Annotated in this window: 15 protein-coding genes; 10 read left to right on the top strand and 5 right to left on the bottom strand. The window is 70.2% G+C overall.

What is annotated here, in order from left to right; genetic code table 11:
- Positions 1-129: 129 nt before the first annotated feature.
- Entirely contained in the window at positions 130-1,236 is a 1,107-nt protein-coding gene (locus AC0665_RS31695; RefSeq protein WP_478706338.1) for a serine hydrolase domain-containing protein, read from the bottom strand.
- A gap of 348 nt (positions 1,237-1,584) precedes the next feature.
- Positions 1,585-1,950, bottom strand: coding sequence for a VOC family protein (locus tag AC0665_RS31690; protein WP_478608723.1), 366 nt, complete (start codon positions 1,948-1,950; stop codon positions 1,585-1,587).
- A 92-nt stretch (positions 1,951-2,042) separates the two neighbouring features.
- Here AC0665_RS31690 and AC0665_RS31685 point away from each other — a divergent pair, with 92 nt between their 5' ends.
- A complete protein-coding gene (locus tag AC0665_RS31685; protein WP_478706337.1) occupies positions 2,043-3,008 on the top strand; it encodes a helix-turn-helix transcriptional regulator in 966 nt (321 codons plus the stop codon).
- Between the two features lie 82 nt (positions 3,009-3,090).
- On the opposite strand, the gene AC0665_RS31680 is transcribed toward AC0665_RS31685, so the two are convergent.
- Positions 3,091-4,086: a phosphotransferase family protein gene (locus AC0665_RS31680; protein ID WP_478706336.1), complete on the bottom strand. Its 996-nt coding sequence runs from the start codon at positions 4,084-4,086 to the stop codon at positions 3,091-3,093.
- A 171-nt stretch (positions 4,087-4,257) separates the two neighbouring features.
- On the opposite strand from AC0665_RS31680, the gene AC0665_RS31675 reads away from it, so the two are divergent.
- Positions 4,258-4,665 (top strand): RlpA-like double-psi beta-barrel domain-containing protein, encoded by a 408-nt coding sequence (locus AC0665_RS31675; RefSeq protein WP_478706335.1) that lies wholly within the window; start codon positions 4,258-4,260, stop codon positions 4,663-4,665.
- Positions 4,666-4,806: 141 nt separating this feature from the next.
- Positions 4,807-5,235: an ATP-binding protein gene (locus AC0665_RS31670; RefSeq protein WP_478510587.1), complete on the top strand. Its 429-nt coding sequence runs from the start codon at positions 4,807-4,809 to the stop codon at positions 5,233-5,235.
- Positions 5,236-5,296: 61 nt separating this feature from the next.
- Here the strand turns inward: AC0665_RS31670 and AC0665_RS31665 are convergent, their stop codons facing one another.
- Both AC0665_RS31665 and AC0665_RS31660 read right to left on the bottom strand, forming a co-directional pair.
- On the bottom strand, positions 5,297-6,358 hold the full coding sequence (locus tag AC0665_RS31665; RefSeq protein WP_478608730.1) for a YihY/virulence factor BrkB family protein: 1,062 nt from the start codon (positions 6,356-6,358) through the stop codon (positions 5,297-5,299).
- A gap of 81 nt (positions 6,359-6,439) precedes the next feature.
- On the bottom strand, positions 6,440-6,643 hold the full coding sequence (locus tag AC0665_RS31660) for a hypothetical protein (protein ID WP_478608733.1): 204 nt from the start codon (positions 6,641-6,643) through the stop codon (positions 6,440-6,442).
- 162 nt (positions 6,644-6,805) lie between these two features.
- Here AC0665_RS31660 and AC0665_RS31655 point away from each other — a divergent pair, with 162 nt between their 5' ends.
- The 7 genes from AC0665_RS31655 (at position 6,806) to AC0665_RS31625 (ending at position 15,996) form a co-directional block, all read left to right on the top strand.
- Complete coding sequence (locus AC0665_RS31655) at positions 6,806-7,795, top strand: magnesium and cobalt transport protein CorA (protein ID WP_478510583.1); 990 nt, start codon at positions 6,806-6,808, stop codon at positions 7,793-7,795.
- 597 nt (positions 7,796-8,392) lie between these two features.
- Positions 8,393-9,397 carry a hypothetical protein gene (locus AC0665_RS31650; protein WP_478608736.1) on the top strand — a complete coding sequence of 335 codons (1,005 nt, stop codon included), beginning with the start codon at positions 8,393-8,395 and terminating at the stop codon, positions 9,395-9,397.
- Positions 9,398-9,728: 331 nt separating this feature from the next.
- Positions 9,729-11,393 carry an FAD-dependent oxidoreductase gene (locus AC0665_RS31645; RefSeq protein ID WP_478608739.1) on the top strand — a complete coding sequence of 555 codons (1,665 nt, stop codon included), beginning with the start codon at positions 9,729-9,731 and terminating at the stop codon, positions 11,391-11,393.
- Positions 11,394-11,813: 420 nt separating this feature from the next.
- Positions 11,814-12,971: a SchA/CurD-like domain-containing protein gene (locus AC0665_RS31640; protein ID WP_478706334.1), complete on the top strand. Its 1,158-nt coding sequence runs from the start codon at positions 11,814-11,816 to the stop codon at positions 12,969-12,971.
- 69 nt (positions 12,972-13,040) lie between these two features.
- Positions 13,041-13,484, top strand: a complete 444-nt coding sequence (locus tag AC0665_RS31635) for a cupin domain-containing protein (RefSeq protein ID WP_468412271.1) — start codon at positions 13,041-13,043, stop codon at positions 13,482-13,484.
- Positions 13,481-14,749, top strand: coding sequence for a beta-ketoacyl-[acyl-carrier-protein] synthase family protein (locus AC0665_RS31630; protein WP_468412269.1), 1,269 nt, complete (start codon positions 13,481-13,483; stop codon positions 14,747-14,749). The genes AC0665_RS31635 and AC0665_RS31630 overlap by 4 nt, the downstream gene beginning before the upstream one ends.
- On the top strand, positions 14,746-15,996 hold the full coding sequence (locus tag AC0665_RS31625) for a ketosynthase chain-length factor (RefSeq protein ID WP_478608745.1): 1,251 nt from the start codon (positions 14,746-14,748) through the stop codon (positions 15,994-15,996). Before AC0665_RS31630 ends, AC0665_RS31625 begins: the two co-directional genes overlap by 4 nt.
- Positions 15,997-16,000 lie beyond the last annotated feature (4 nt).

Genomic DNA, 16,000 nt, shown 5'->3' with positions numbered 1-16,000 from the left:
TGGCCACCAATCTACTGACGCGGCGTGCACCTGAGCCCCCGCCCGCCTCCACGTCTCTCGTGCTGTGACCGCATTGGTTCGCCGGGTTGCCCGTGCGCCGGTCGTCATCCTGGATGGGAGGTCCGGCTGTCAGCCGGCGAGCCCGGCGTTGACGATCGCCTTGATGTACGGGAGGTCATTGCCGACCCCCGTCGGGTTCAGGGAGTACACCACGCGGTGTCGGAGGTCGCGGGTGGCGAAGAAGCCGTTGTCCCAGCCGGGGCGGGAACCGGTCTTGCCCCACGCGTACTCGCCACTTGGGAGCTGGTAGCGCAGGAGTCCGCCGATGCTGTAGCAGGCCGCCTGGCCGACGCAGTTCCTGTTGTCGGTGGCGCTCTCCACGTTCGGTACCTCGAATACCAGCTTCTGCTGGGCGGGTGGGAGCAGGCTGCCCCGGAACAGTGCGGTGATGAAGCGGTCCAGGTCGGCGGCGGTGGAGATCATGCCTCCCTCGGCCCACGGGTACGGGCTCTGCTCGGTCACGTCCTGCCCATCCAGGTACACCTCCGCGTGGGGCGAGGGGATCGTCGGGTCGTCGGCGGCGGGCAGGCTCGTGTGCCTCAGATGCAGCGGCCGGATGATCCTGCGCCGCAGTTCGTCGGTGAAGGAGTGGCCGGTGACTTTCTCGACGATCAGGCCGAGGACGAAAGAGTTGAGTCCGTTGTACTGCTGCTCGGAGCCGGGTGCGGGCGGCGCGTCGGTGGCTGCGGCGAACGAGTCACGCAAGAAGTCTTCGGGCGTCACGGATTTGAGCTGCCACCCGGGTCCGTCGGCAGGGACAGGGGTCGGGGCCGGCTTGGGCAGGCCGCTCGTATGGTCGAGGAGCTGGCGCACGGTGACGCGGTTGTACGCCTCGGGCAGCACTTGGGGGACGTACCTTCGCGCCGGTGTGTCCAGGCCGATCCGGTGCTCGGCGACGAGTTGGAGAATCACCATGTTGGTGAACACTTTGGTGACACTGCCGATCCGAGCATAGGCGTCAGCGGTGACGGGGCCGGCGGTGGCGCCCACGCCGTCCCGTCTGACGAGCGCACCCGCAACGACGTCGTCGGGCAAGTGGTCGAGGATCTCCTGAACGGTGAGGTCCGCGGACGCCGGGGCGCTGGAAGCAGGCGTGGCGGCAGCCGTGGGCAGGGCCGCGCCGGCGGTGAAAGCGGTGGCCAGGGCGAGGGTGGTGACGGCAAGGCGGATGTGCATCGAAGCTTCTCTCCACGGTGCTGATGGGACTTGTCGGCAACGCCAACTCTGCTGCGTGGAGTCGCAGTCGCCCATTAGTGATCACCCTGATCACAACCCTGAACTGCCCCTGACAGATGCGACCTGGTGCCTGCCACCTCATCAGTTCGCCGGGTTGGTCAGGCTGCGGTTGCGAGGGGGCGCCCGCCCCAGCGGATGCCTTCTCGCTGCGGATGCGGGGCCCGTTCCTGCGGTGCGGCGAGTAAGTCGGGGCGGCGCGGATCGGTTTTGCGGATCCACCAGTGGGTGACTGGCTGGCCGATCTGGTGGGGGAGTGGTGGCCGTCGGCCGACGAAGCGCTGTGGCCTATCAGCCCCGCGGTGCGACGCGGATACGGTTCCCGTCGGGATCGGCTGCGAGGAAGGTCAGGCCGAACCCCGCATCATGGGGCTCGTGCAGGATCGTGACGCCCTTGGACTGCCACTGCTTGTAGATCGCGTCGATCTCGTCGGGCCCACCGTCGATGGCCAGGCAAACCTCACTGGTTCGCGGGACGTCCGGTGACAGATCCTCGAACTGGCCGGACCACAGAGCGAGGTCAGCGCCTGGCCCGAGGTCGAAGGTGATGTATCCCGGAGTCTCGAACGAGGGGCTCATGCCGAGGAGGCCACCGTAGAAAAGAGCGGCGGTGGGCGCGTCGTTGACATAGACGATGGACACGACGGATCTGGTCATGGTTGTTCCTTCTCGCAGGCGGTAGGTACGCAGCCACCAGCCTGATCGGAATATGCGCCGTATCGTGTCGTCATTCCTGAAAAACTTGGGGTGTGACCCCAGACCGCTTCTTCTCCCTGATGCTGCTCCTCGATTCGAGGGATGCAGTGACCACACAGGAACTTGCCTCGGCGCTCGGGGTGTCCCTTCGAACCATCACCCGGGACCTGAACTGGCTGCGCGACGCCGGTCTGCCGGTGACCGCACACCGGGGCCGCCTCGGAGGCGTGACCATGCTGCCTGGATCCGGGCTCGATCTCACGCGACTCACGCCGAGCGAGCGTGATCATCTGTCGCTCACCGGGCTGGACGAGAAGCAACGCGCGGAGCTCAACGCATCGGTCGAAAGCCGGCGGGCGCTCTCCAAGATCGTCGCTACACAGTCACCTCGGGGTCATGAGCTCCTGCCGCTCACCGAGGTAGTGCACGTGGACAGCCGCCCCTGGCTCCAGACACGAGCTTCCGGCACGACTCCGGCTTCGCTGATCGGCCCAGTGCGGCGAGGCCGCCGGCTACGGATCGACTACGACAGCCCACGCGAGTCATGCCCACGCGACCTGGTCGTGGACCCCTACGGGCTGTTCGCCAAGGCCGGCATCTGGTATCTCGTCGCCGACTGTGCCCAAGTGCCACGGATGTACCGACTCGAACGGATCACGACGTGGAAAGAAGTCGACCAGCCACGACGGATCCGCGAGAACCAGCCCCTGGCCACCGTCGCTGCGGCCCTCGTTGATCAGTGGGAACACAACCACGCGATAGAGGTCAGCGCCACCATCGACCAGACCCAGATCGAGCGGGCGCGACGGACCTTTGGCCAACGACTCGTCCGGGACGACCATGAGGCATCCGCCACCGGCCACAAGGTGACGATCCGCTTCCTGCGCCTGGAGGACGTGCGAGCACTACTGCCGTTCGGGAGCGCCATCACTGTGCACGGCCCCACCGAAGCCAGGGCTCACCTCCGCGACCTCGCCACCGACCTTGCCCACCACTATGCGCCGTCACCAACCTCCTGACCGCAACAGCCGGCCCACGAAGCGACATCACCGCACATCCAACCGTCGCGCCTGCCGACCCGGCGAACCTACGAGGGCACCACTAGCCGTCCGCGACCAACGCCAGAGCCTCGGTCAAGTGGTGCTCGGCGATGCCCCGCATGAAGTCCCGGTCAGGGAAGTCGCCTTCGAGCAGCCGGAGTGGCCCCGCGGTCAGCGACAGACGCTGAGTGAGGGTATAGAGCGCGAGCCGGCCTTCGTCGAGGCCCTCGACCGCCAGCCGCCGATGGTGCTCCTCCGCGTGCCGGAGCCGGAGGAAGGCGTGCTCCCACTCGACGTCGAAGTACTTGAGGTCCTCGATGTCGATCAGGACGGGGTTGCCGTCCGGATCCACCAGGACGTGGTCGAGTCCCAACTCGCCGTGGACGACCGAGTACGCGGCCCGTGGCCGTACCGCTGCGGTGAGCTCCCGAAGGCGTTCCTCCAGCCGCCCGCGGGCGTCCGCGATCCTCCGGTCGCGCGCAGCCGCCTCCGCCAGGCAGACCATGGCGAAGTCGTGAGCGGCGTTCTCGCACGACTTTGCCCGCGAGGTTCCGCCCCGGTCGATCAGGGCGACCTTGCCGAACGAGGGCGCCCGGTGGCCCCTCATCGCCGCCATGGCCTCCGCGAGACGCGCCATCGTCGGCTCTGCCGCGCGCGGGTCGCGGTGCAGCAGGGTCATCAGGTTCTCACCGGGGAAGTCCTCCACGATGGCGAGGTCGGCCGGGTGGTGGGTCCGGCTCCGGTCGACCAGGTAGACGTCGGGAACCCGCAGGCCCAACGCGTCCAGCCGCCGGTGGGCAGCCTCGAACAGGTCGAGTCCGACACCGGGCGAGAACACGTCCGTGAGGTCACCGTCCGCTTCGGCCGTCGGCCAGTAGTTCTCGGACTCCTCCCAGACGTAGGCGACAGCCGTCGTGAGGTCGTCCATCGTCAGGCGGTACACGCCCTTCCGGCTGCCACCCGCGAGCCGTTCCACCGACTCCAGCCGCCGTCCACCCCCGAGCGCGGCCCGTGCCGCTCCCGCCACCTGCTCCCGCGTCATGATCCGGGGCGCCATGGCCGTGACCCGCCTTTCCGTCCGGTTCGACAACCGGAGCACCCTACGTGAGGCGCCGCCCCCCGGCCGAGCGCATTGTCGGCTCGTGAACCGGCCGTGGCGTGCGGACGCGTCCTCGTTCGGCGTAAGCGGTCTTGGCGCGTCGCCCTCGTGAGCGGTAGCTGTACCGGCATGAAACACGGATCAGTCAGGCTGCTCGGGGTCGTTGCGGGTGTGGTGGCGCTCCTCCTGGGCGGTGTCGACCCGGGACACGCCGTGGCGCGTGAGGGCGGTCGTCCGGCCGTCTCGGCGCAGGACACCTACAGCGGCCAGGCCACGTACTACGACGTCGGCCTCGGCGCCTGCGGCTCCATCCACGAGAACACCGACTTCGTCGCGGCTCTCAACATGGCGCAGTACAGCGGAGACTTGTGTGGCCGCACGCTCCGTGTCACCGGCCCCGACGGCCAGGTGGACGTCACCGTCGCCGACAGCTGTCCGGGCTGTGGCCACGGCGATCTCGACCTGTCACCGGCCGCGTTCCGGAAGATCGCTCCCCTCAGTGCGGGACGGGTCGCCGTGAGGTGGACGTTCCTCTGACGCAGGCACCTGTTCCCGCGCCCACGGCATGTATGGCGGAACCAGGGGTACTGGCACGCCAGACGGGGAGTGAGGGCGAGGCCAGTGGGTTGTGCTGTTGACGGGGACGGATGTACGGCGCCCGAGGGGCATCTGACACGTGTGGGTATCGCCTTGGGAGGCGACGACGGCTGTATCGCGGACGCCCGCCAGCACGCCGTCGCGTTCCTCGACCAGGCCGGTGACGACTACGGCCTGCGGGTGCCGGCGCGCGCGAGGGACCTCACTCAGCTGGTGGTGAGCGAGCTGGTGACCAACTCCTGCAAGTACGCCGACGGTCCCGTGCTGGTGGAATTCGGTCTGACCGTCCGCGCGGTGGAGGTCGTCGTGAGGGACAGCGACCCCGTACTCCCCGCGGCTCGGGCCGCCGATCCCGGCCGGATCGGGGGCCACGGTCTGGAGATCGTCAAGGCGGTGACCGAGGGCCTGTCCGTCGACCGGGAGGCGGCGGGCAAACGCATCACGGCCCGCATCGGCCTGGCCGACGGCCCTGAGACCGTCCTCGCCGGTCGCTCACCGCTGTACAGCTAGCGAGGCGGGCGGCCTCCCGGCGACTGCCGGCGGTGAGGGAGGTCGTACCGCGACAACCCCCTCATGATTCGTCCAGTCGGCGCATGTCCTTCTCCGTCCACGTCCTGGTGTCGCGTGGCTGGGTGTAGGGCTCCTTGTCCGGTCGCAGGCCGCCGGCGATCGCCCGCTGCCGGACGATCTCCGCGTCGAACTCCAGGCCGAGCAGGATCGCCAGATTGCTGATCCACAGCCAGATCAGGAAGACGATGACACCGGCCATGGTGCCGTAAGTCCTGTTGTACGAGGCGAAGTGCGCCACGTAGAGGGCGAAGGCGCCGGACGCGATCATCCAGATCACCAGGGCGAGGAAGCTGCCCGGCGTGATCCACCGGAACCCCTTCACCCTGGCGTTCGGACTGGCCCAGAAGAGCAGCGCGATCGTGAGCGTGACCAGGACCACCAGGACGGGCCACTTGGCGATGGACCACACCGTCAGCGCCGTGTCGCCGATCCCGAGGGCCTTGCCGACCTGGCGGGCCAGCGCGCCGGTGAAGACGACGATCAGGGCGTCGGCCACGGCGAGCACCATCAGGACGACCGTCAGCCCGACCCGCACGGGAAGGACCTTCCAGACCGGGCGGCCCTCCGGCATGTCGTAGACACGGTTGGCGGCGCGGATGAAAGCGGCCACGTATCCGGAGGCGGACCACACCGCAAGGACGATGCCGACGAGCGCCATGACGGACCCGACGCCTGCGCTGCTGCGCAACTGGGTCACGGCCGCGGTGATGATGTCGCGGGCGGAGCCGGGCGTGAACTGCTTGAGGTTGTCCAGCACCGCGTCCGTGGTGGACCGGCCCGTGAGGCCGAGCAGCGACACCAGGACCAGCAGAGCCGGGAACAGCGACAACAGTCCGTAGTAGGTCAGCGCGGCGGCCCGGTCGGTCAGCTCGTCGTCCTGGAACTCACGCAGGCTGCCCTTCAGCACCGCCGTCCACGCCGTCCTCGGCAGCTGCGTCGGCGTGTCCGGTGCGCGCCGCTCCACGGCGGGCCCGGGGCCTACTTCCTCAGGCGGCGGGATCGCGCGTTCCGATGCTTTGTCGCTGCCGTCGTGCTCGCTCCGCCTGGGAAGATGCGGCTTCATACCCGCCGAGTACCCGCGGGCCTCCGCTCAATCAAGCCGGTGAGGGCGGCTTCACGCCGCCTGACCGCGTCGCGGGCAGCCTCACGCCGCCTCACCGCGTCGCGCGGAATGCCGGGCCCGGCCGCGGTCGGGCCCGGCGGGGCCGGTGTTGTGGACCAGCCGCAGATGACGTTTGCGTGCGTGGCGGGCCGTCGACGGGCCGGCCGACAAGCGGTCCTCGACACGGTCCATGAAGTACAGCAGTACACCTATGGCCGGCAGCAGCAGCACGGCGACAATGATCACGGCCCAGTTCCCTCCCGGTCGGTCTCACCCGGGTGCCCTCCTGGCTCCGTTCGCAACGGGTGGGTGTGAAGGTCCGGTGACCGTACGGTGCAGGGGGCGCGAGGCTCGCGGATCGGTGCGCCGGGCGCGCATGGAACGCGGCCGCGGAAGCATCCGAGAGGGATGGAATGCGCGATCTACCGAGAGCGGACGGGCGAGTGCGAGCAGCTCGAGTTCCGGCCGCAGGACGAAGGATGCAAGGTCACCCTCGACCGCCTGGCCGAGCTGGAGCCGGACGAGTTCGCCTGGATCCGGCTGGACGATCCCGACCAGGATGAGGTGCAGCGGCTGGGGGACCACCTGAAGCTGCATCCCCTGGCGATCGAGGACGCCGTCCATGCGCACCAGCGACCGAAACAGGAGCGCTACGGCGATGTGCTGGCGGTCGCGGTGAAGACACTGTGGTTCGTCGAGGAGAGCGCGGATGTGGAGACCGGCGAGGTGATGATCTTCGTCGGGCCGTCCTTCGCCCTCACGGTCCGGCACGGCGCACTCGACCCGACGGTGGAAGCGGCCGGCCGGCTTGAGGCCGCCCCGCAGATGGCGGGGCTCGGGCCGGTGAGCGTCCTGCACGCGGTCACCGATGTGGTCGTCGACGCCTACGCCCGGGCCGCGGCCCAGGTGCGCACGGACCTCACCGATCTGGAGCGGTGCGTGTTCTCACCCGCCCGCGACGACCTCACGGAGCAGATCTACTCGCTCAAGCGGGAGGTGGTGGAGTTCCGCGACGCCGTCCAGCCCCTGGTTCCGGTGGTGCACGACTTCACCTCGCCCCGGGACGGCTGGCCGCGGGAGGTCGTGCCGTACTTCCGCGACGTCGCCGACCACCTCAACCGCACCGACACCGAAGTACGCGCCCTGGACGACTTGCTCGCCTCCGTCCTGGACGCCCATCTGGCGAAGGTGAGCACCTGGCAGAACGACGACATGCGCCGCATCAGCGCGTGGGCGGCCATCCTGGCCATCCCCACCCTGGTCGCCGGGATCTACGGCATGAACTTCGCCGACATGCCCGAACTGGACTGGCGCTACGGCTATCCCTGCGCGCTGGCCGTCATGGCCGTCGGGGCCGGGCTGCTGTACCGGGCCTTCCGCCGCAACGGCTGGCTCTGACGCCGACGGTGTGCGGGGCGCGATCCCGGCGGACGGTGCCGTCGGGAGGGACAGCGGACCGGTGCCTCAATGGGATGGAAGGCTAGTCATCACGTTAGGCCTTGCCTGCACATTTCTCCGTCCTCCCGTGACCTGGCATATTCAGAGGGGTTGTGCTGATGTCACGGGAGCGTCGCGCCCCAGTGCCTTCACATGACTGTCCGGGAGTAATTGTGGGTAACGCTGCGGTTTGGGTGCTGATCGTCAGTGCGTCGGTGTGCGTCTTCGGCTCACTGTTCGTGGCCGATCCCCGCCGGGGGATGCACCGGGCCGACGTCACCGAAATGTTCCGGCGCCATCGCATGGTGGAGGTTCTGCGGGCCAACACCCGGCCGACCGGGCGTCACGGCCGCGCACGGTGAGGGGCGCCGCGCCCCGGCGCGGGACGGTTCAGCTCGCACAACGTGCGGTACAACCCTGCGGGCGGGTGGTGAGTCTTCTCAATGATCACGTTGTGATCGGAGCTACGAGGAGACCATCATCAACCCCATACGCAAGACCCTGACCGCCACCGCCGTCGTCGGTGCAGTCCTCGCGGGCGCGGCTGCCTGCGGAACGGTGGAGCAGCTGTCCGCCGGCAAGAAGCTGGACCAAGCCTTCGAGAAGCTCGGCAAGAAGAAGACCCTCTCCTTCGAGCTCGATCTGAACACCGACGCCGCGTCCTTGAAGGCGCTGGACGCCAAGTCGGACCCCGCGCCCGGTGAGGAGATCCCGGACGAGGTGGCCGGACTGCTCAGCGACGCGAAGATCACGCTGACCGTGCAGTCGAGGAAGCCGCTCGACGAGTCCGGTGAGAAGGACCTCGTCGGCACGGCCATGAAGATCAGCACCCCGGACGGCGAGCTCGTCGAGTACCGGGTGCTCGGCGACTCCACCTACCTCCGTGCCGACGTGAAGGCCATGGGCAAGATGATGGGAGCCCCTCTGCCCGGCGCCGACCAGCTGCCCCCGGAGGCCGGGGCGCTGAAGGACGTCATCGAGGGCAAGTGGGTGAAGTTCAGCACCAAGGAGATGGACAAGGTCGTCTCCGAGGGCCAGGAGGACGAGGGCGGCCCGGCGCCCGCGCCGTCTCTGGACGCCAAGACGCAGAAGAAGCTCGTGAAGGCGCTCCGCGAAGTCGTCGCCCGTGATGTGAAGTTCAAGACGGCCGGTGGCGCCGAGGGAACCGAGCACGTCACCGCCACCGCCCCCTTCCGCACGCTGATCACCGACCTCTTCGGCGAGATCCGCCCGCTGGTGAAGGACCTGCCGCCGGGCGTGGACCTGCCGACGGACAAGGACCTGAAGGAGGCTCCTCAGGCCAAGGTGACGGCGGACTTCACGCTCAAGAACGGCGAGCTCTCCCAAGTGGACCTGGACCTCGCCAAGTTGGCCGAGAGCGCCAAGGTCAAGAAGCTGGGCCTGACGCTCCGGCTGCGTGAGGGGGCCAAGCCCACCGCTCCGGCCGGCGCCACGACGCTGGACTTGAAGGACCTCATGAGCGGCTTCCTCGGCGGCCCGTCGCCGAGCGACAGCGAGTTCAGCGCGAGCGGCCTCCCCGACGAGGACTTCCCGCTGGACTAGGTCCTGTCGTGTGGATCGCCGGGCTGTGAGGCCCGGCTCCTTTCGGCCGACCCGGCGCCGGGATGATCCGAACGGACCCTGTGAGTGAGGCCCCTGCCGACCGTCGACGGTCGGCAGGGGCCCCTTCGGTTCGGGCATCGGTCAGCCCTCGGATTCCGACGACGGGATGGAACGCCGGACGAGAGTCAACCAGCCCCCCGAGGGGACGAGCGGGGTCGCGGCGCATGCAGGCGGGTGAAGCCTGAGCCGCTGTCATCTTCCCGGGGCATGCATGAGGATCTCCGCCGTATCCGGCTGGGTCGGCGGCATCGATGCGCTGGAGGCGAGAGTGATGAACGAACGAGCCGGACGGACGGGCCCCGACACCATCGACGTCCCGGTCCTCATCGTGGGCGGCTCCCTGGTCGGCCTGTCGACCTCGTTGTTCCTGGGACGGCTGGGAGTACCGCACGTGCTGGTGGAGCGCCACGCAGGCACCTCCATCCACCCGCGAGGCCGAGGCAACAACGTCCGCACCATGGAACTGTTCCGGGTGGCGGGGGTCGAGAAGGCGATCCAGGAGGCGGCCGCCACCCTGGCCGTCAACCACGGCATCCTCCAGACGCCCACGCTGGTCGGCGACGCGGGCGAGTGGCTGTTCCGGGACATCGACCCGGGCGGCGGCCTGGCCCGCTTCAGCCCCAGCGCCTGGTGCCTGTGCAGCCAGAACGACCTCGAACCGGTCCTGCTCGACCATGCCCGCCGGCACGGGGGCGACCTGCGGTTCTCCACCGAGCTGACGTCGTTCGACAGCGACCCCGCCGGTGTCACCGCGGTGGTCAAGAGCCGCGAGACGGGGGAGCACACCACCATCCGCGCGCAGTATCTCGTCGCCGCGGACGGCCCGCGCAGCCCCGTGCGTGAACAGCTCGGCATCGGGCAGAGCGGGCCCGGCGACCTGTTCCACAACGTCAGCCTCACCTTCCGCTCCCGCAAGCTCGCCGACGTCGTGGGCGACCGCCACTTCATCGTCTGCTACCTGACGAACCCGGAGGCCGACGGCGCCCTGCTGCCGGTGGACAACCGTGAGAACTGGGTCTTCCACGCTCCCTGGCACCCCGAGGACGGGCAGTCCCTGGACGAATTCACCGACGAGCGGTGCGCCGAGCACATCCGCCGGGCGGTCGGGGTCGACGACCTCGATGTGGAGATCACCGGCAAGGCGCCCTGGCACGCCGCGCAGCGGGTCGCCCGCAGCTACCGCGCCGGACGGGTGTTCCTGGCCGGTGACTCGGCCCACGAGATGTCCCCCACGGGCGCCTTCGGGTCCAACACCGGTATCCAGGACGCGCACAACCTCGCCTGGAAGCTGGCCGCCGTGCTCGACGGCTGGGCGGGAGAGGACCTGCTGGACACCTACGACGCGGAGCGCCGCCCCGTCGCCGAGGCCACCAGCGCGCGGGCCGCGGCCCGGTCGGCCGAGCACAGCCATCCCGGATTCGCCGCGCCGCCCGCGGCGGGCGGCGGTGGCCCTCAGAGGGGCATCCTCAACGTGGCGCTCGGCTACCGCTACCCGCAAGGTGCCGTCGTCGGCGCCGATCCCGAGGTCCCGGTGGTGCCGGAGCGCCTCGACCTGACGGGCACACCCGGCAGCCGGGCTCCCCATCTGTGGGTGCGCCGCGGGGACGAACGGATCTCGACGCTCGACCTCTACGAGCGGTCCCTGGTGCTGCTCAGTGACGCCGCTGAGCCGAACGAGTGGCACGAGGCCGCCCTCCGCCTCGCCGACAAGCTGTCCCTCCCGCTCAGGTCGTACCGGGTGGGCGCCGGGGCCGGTGCCGACCTGGTGCCGGAGGACGCCGTCGACTGGGCCGAGCGTCATGGCACGGGCCCCGGCGGCGCGGTGCTCGTCCGGCCCGACGGGTTCGTCGTATGGCGGTCGCAGGGGCCGGACGCCGACGCCGAAGCGGTGCTGCACCAAGTGCTGAGGACCGCGCTGGCCGTCGCCCGACCCTGACGGGCCCCACCGCGACATTGCCCCCACCGCGACATTGCCCCCACCGCGACATCGCCCCCACCGCGACATCGCCCGCGCGGCGAGGTCGTGCGACGGGCCGGGGCGAGCCGGCCGGCACCGGTCGGCCGCCCCGCCGAGAGGGAGCACCGAGGCGCGCGCCGCGATCGGTGTACGGCGAAAGCACCGGGTGAGCGGACGAACGCCGTCACCTGTGCGGGGGAGTGCGACCGGCAGGCCGGGACAGCACCGATCACCTCCCCCGTCTGCGGTCTTCTCGCCCCGGCCGCCCCGGGCCGTGTCACTCCCGTACGTCGTCCAAGTCGCGCGATGTGCCAGGGCGGCAACAAGATCGAGGAACGCTGACGTCGCATCCCTGCGACCGGCGCTCACTTTCCCCTCCGCGAAGGAGATGTGCGCAGGATGACCACCACGTCCGAACGGGTGGCAGGTTCGCGGGCGCGCCAGGCGTCGCACCATGTCTCCCAGTCCGTGTTCGACGGTTCCCGGCTCCGAGTCGTCCTCCTGGTCGACGTTCACGACGGCGCCCAGCAGGAGTTCCTCGAGGCGTACGAACAGCTCTGCAACCAGGTCGCTTCGGTGCCCGGGCATGTCAGCGACCAACTGTGCCAGTCCATCGAGAACCCCTCCCAGTGGCTCATCACCAGCGAGTGGGAGAGCGCCCCGCCGTTCCTCGCCTGGGTCAACAGCGAGGAGCACGTGCGGATGGTGGAGCCGCTGCACAGCTGTGTGCGCGACACCCGGTCGCTGCGCTTCCACGTCGTCCGCGAGACCGGCGGCCCCGCGGCGTCCGCCGACCAGACCGACCGCCGGCTCCAGGCGGCACCCCGGATCGGCGACGGGGTGATCCGGCACGCGCTCACCTTCACCGTCAAGCCGGGCAGCGAGGAGATCGTCGCCAAGATCCTCGCCGACTACGAGTCGCCCGAGCCGAAGGTCGACGACACCACCCGGCTGTGCCGCACCTCGCTGTTCATGCACGGCAACCGGGTGGTGCGTGCCGTCGAAGTGCGGGGCGACCTGCTGGCCGCGCTGCGTCACGTCGCCCGGCAGCCCGAGGTGCGGGCCGTCGAGGAGGCCATCAACCCCCACTTGGAGCAGGACCGGGACCTGGGCGACCCCGAGTCCGCCCGGGTCTTCTTCACCAGGGCCGCGCTGCCCGCCGTCCACCACGTGACGGCAGGACAGCAGAACGAGCAGGCCGAGCGGTACGCCCTGTACTACCCGGCGCGTCCGGAGCGCGGCATGCAGCTGGCCGAGCTGCTGGCCCACCGGGACGAGACGGCGGCGGACGACCCGCGCAGCCCCGTCCTGCGCAGCACGATCTTCCAGCGCGACGACGTCGTCGTACGGCTGATCGACGTCCAGGGCGGACTCGAGGACGCCGACCCCGGGCTTCTCCTCGGTCTGTCCGACTCGGCGCAGGTCACCGAGCTGACCACGCTCCTGGACGACGCCGCGGACCTGGGCGCGCCCACGTCGAGGGACGGCAGCCTCGCACGCCTCCTCGACAAGGCGCGCATGGACCTTGTCACCGACCGCCGGTCGCCCGACGCCTGACTCGTCATCCGGTGGGAGAGGCGACGCATGCCTCTCCCACATGGGTTCAGCACCTCAACGGAGGAACGCGTGATCACATCTCGTCCCAACATCGTGAACCTGAGCGACGTCGAGCCCAACCGCCGGCGAGGCGGTGACCTGCGCGCCATGCTCACCCCGGCCACGGTCGGCTCCACCAGTGGGTTCATGGGCGTTGCCCTCATCGAGCCCGGTGACCGCATCGGCGAGCACTACCACCCGTACTCCGAGGAGTTCGTGTACGTGGTGTGCGGGCAGCTCGAGGTGGACCTGGACGGAGAGCCGCACCCGCTCCAGCCCGAGCAGGGGCTGCTGATCCCCCTCAACGTGCGCCACCGCTTCCGCAACGTCGGCAAGGTGCAGGCCCGCATGGTCTTCCACCTCGGCCCCCTGGCCCCCAGCCCGCCGCTGGGCCACGTCGACACCGAGGAGACCGGTGCCGAGTCCGCGGTGGTGGGGGCGGAGGCGGCCGACCTGCGTCAGGTCCGGTCATGACCAGACGCGTGGCGGTCACCGGCATAGGCATCGTCGCTCCCGGCGGCATAGGAATCCCCGCCTTCTGGAACCTCCTGGCGGCCGGGCGCACGGCGACCCGTGCCATCACCTTCTTCGACCCGTCCGGTCTGCGTTCGCGGATCGCCGCCGAGTGCGACTTCGACCCGGCGGCCCACGGCCTGGACGCACGGGACGTGGAACGGTGCGACCGCTACATCCAGTTCGCCCTGGTCGCGGGGGACGAAGCGGTGCGGGACGCCGGTCTCGACCTCGGCGCCGAGGACCCCTGGCGCGTCGGTGTCTCGCTGGGCACCGCGGTCGGCGGCACCACCCGGCTGGAGCACGACTACGTCCTGGTCAGCCACGGCGGGCAGCGCTGGGACGTGGACCACCGCGAGGCGGGCCCGCACCTGCACCGCGCCTTCACGCCGGCCACCCTCGCCTCGACGGTGGCGGAGCGGTTCGGGGCGCGCGGCCCGGTGCAGACCGTCTCCACGGGCTGCACGTCCGGGCTCGACGCGGTCGGGTACGCCTTCCACACCGTGCAGGAGGGCCGCGCCGACGTCTGCATCGCCGGCGCCTCGGACTCGCCCATCTCCCCCATCACCATGGCCTGCTTCGACGCGATCAAGGCGACCTCCTCGAACAACGACGACCCCGCCCACGCCTCGCGACCCTTCGACGCGGACCGCGACGGATTCGTCATGGGGGAGGGCGGTGCCGTACTCGTGCTGGAGGAACTCGAGCACGCCCGGGCCCGGGGCGCCCATGTGTACTGCGAGATCGGCGGCTACGCCACGTTCGGCAACGCCTACCACATGACCGGTCTCACCAGCGAGGGCGTGGAGATGGCCCGCGCCATCGAGGACGCCCTGGACCACGCACGGCTCGACCCCACCGCGATCGACTACGTCAACGCACACGGCTCGGGCACCAAGCAGAACGACCGCCATGAGACCGCCGCGGTGAAACGGGTGCTGGGCAGCCACGCCTACAAGACCCCCATGAGTTCCATCAAGTCGATGGTGGGCCACTCCCTGGGCGCCATCGGGGCGATCGAACTCGTCGCCTGCGTGCTGGCCCTGACCCACCAGGTGGTACCGCCGACCGCGAACTACGAGACCCCGGACCCCGAGTGCGACCTGGACTACGTCCCGCGCGTCGCCCGTGAGCGCAAGCTCGACAGCGTGCTCTCGGTGGGCAGCGGATTCGGCGGCTTCCAGTCCGCGGTGGTCATGAACCGGCCGAGGGAGAAGACACGATGAGCGAACCTCGTCCACGGCGCGCGGCCATCACGGGAATCGGTGTGATCGCGCCCAACGGAGCCGGCACGGAGACCTTCTGGAAGTCCACCAGCGAAGGCATCAGCGTCCTGGACCGGGTCACGCGGGAGGGCTGCGAGCACCTCCCGCTGCGGGTGGCAGGCCAGGTGCGCGACTTCGACCCGTCGGCGGCGATCGAGGAACGCTTCCTCGTCCAGACCGACCGGTTCACCCACTTCGCGATGGGCGCGGCCGACCTCGCGCTGGACGACGCCCGGCTCCACCGGAGCGAGACCGACGGCGCGCCGTTCTCCGTGGGCGTGGTCACCGCTGCCGGTTCCGGCGGCGGCGAGTTCGGGCAGCGCGAGCTCCAGCAACTGTGGGGCAAGGGCAGCCGTTTCGTCGGCCCGTACCAGTCCATCGCCTGGTTCTACGCCGCCAGCACCGGCCAGATCTCCATCCGCCGCGGCTTCAAGGGTCCCTGCTCCGTCGTCGCCGCCGACGAGGCAGGGGGCCTGGACGCCCTCGCCCACGCGGCGCGGGCCGTGCGGCGCGGCACCGACGTGATCGTGGCCGGGGCGACCGAGGCGCCGATCGCGCCGTACTCGGTGGTCTGCCAACTCGGCTACGAGGAACTCAGCACGGTCGACGACCCGACCCGCGCCTACCGCCCGTTCACGTCAGCGGCCTGCGGGTTCGTGCCCGCGGAAGGCGGCGCCATGGTCGTCGTGGAAGCGGAGGGCACGGCCCGGGAACGTGGCGCGCGGGTGCGGGCCCACCTGGCCGGGCACGCGGCGACCTTCACGGGGGCCGGCCGCTGGGAGGAGTCCCGGGAAGGGCTCGCCCAAGCCGTCCGCGGGGCTCTGGCCGAGGCGAACTGCGCCCCCGAGGAGATCGACGTGGTCTTCGCCGACGCCCTCGGCGTACCGGCGGCGGACCGCGCCGAGGCCCTGGCCATCGCCGACGCCCTGGGCGCCCACGGCACCCGGGTGCCCGTCACCGCGCCGAAGACCGGGATCGGCCGGGGCTATTGCGCGGCGCCGCTGATGGACGCGGCGGCGGCGGTGCTGGCGATGGAGCACGGGCTCATCCCGCCCACCCCCAACGTCTTCGACATCTGCCACGACCTCGACCTCGTCACCGGCCGGGCCCGTACCGCCGAGGTACGCACGGCCCTTGTTCTGAGCCGGGGGCTCATGGGGTCGAACTCGGCGCTGGTGCTGCGGCACGGCGCCACCGACGCCTCGTAGCGGG

The sequence above is a fragment of the Streptomyces sp. NPDC043685 genome, from assembly GCF_056436585.1.
Note: the sequence above shows the minus strand (reverse complement) of the source record. Positions and strands in the feature narration are given on the sequence as shown.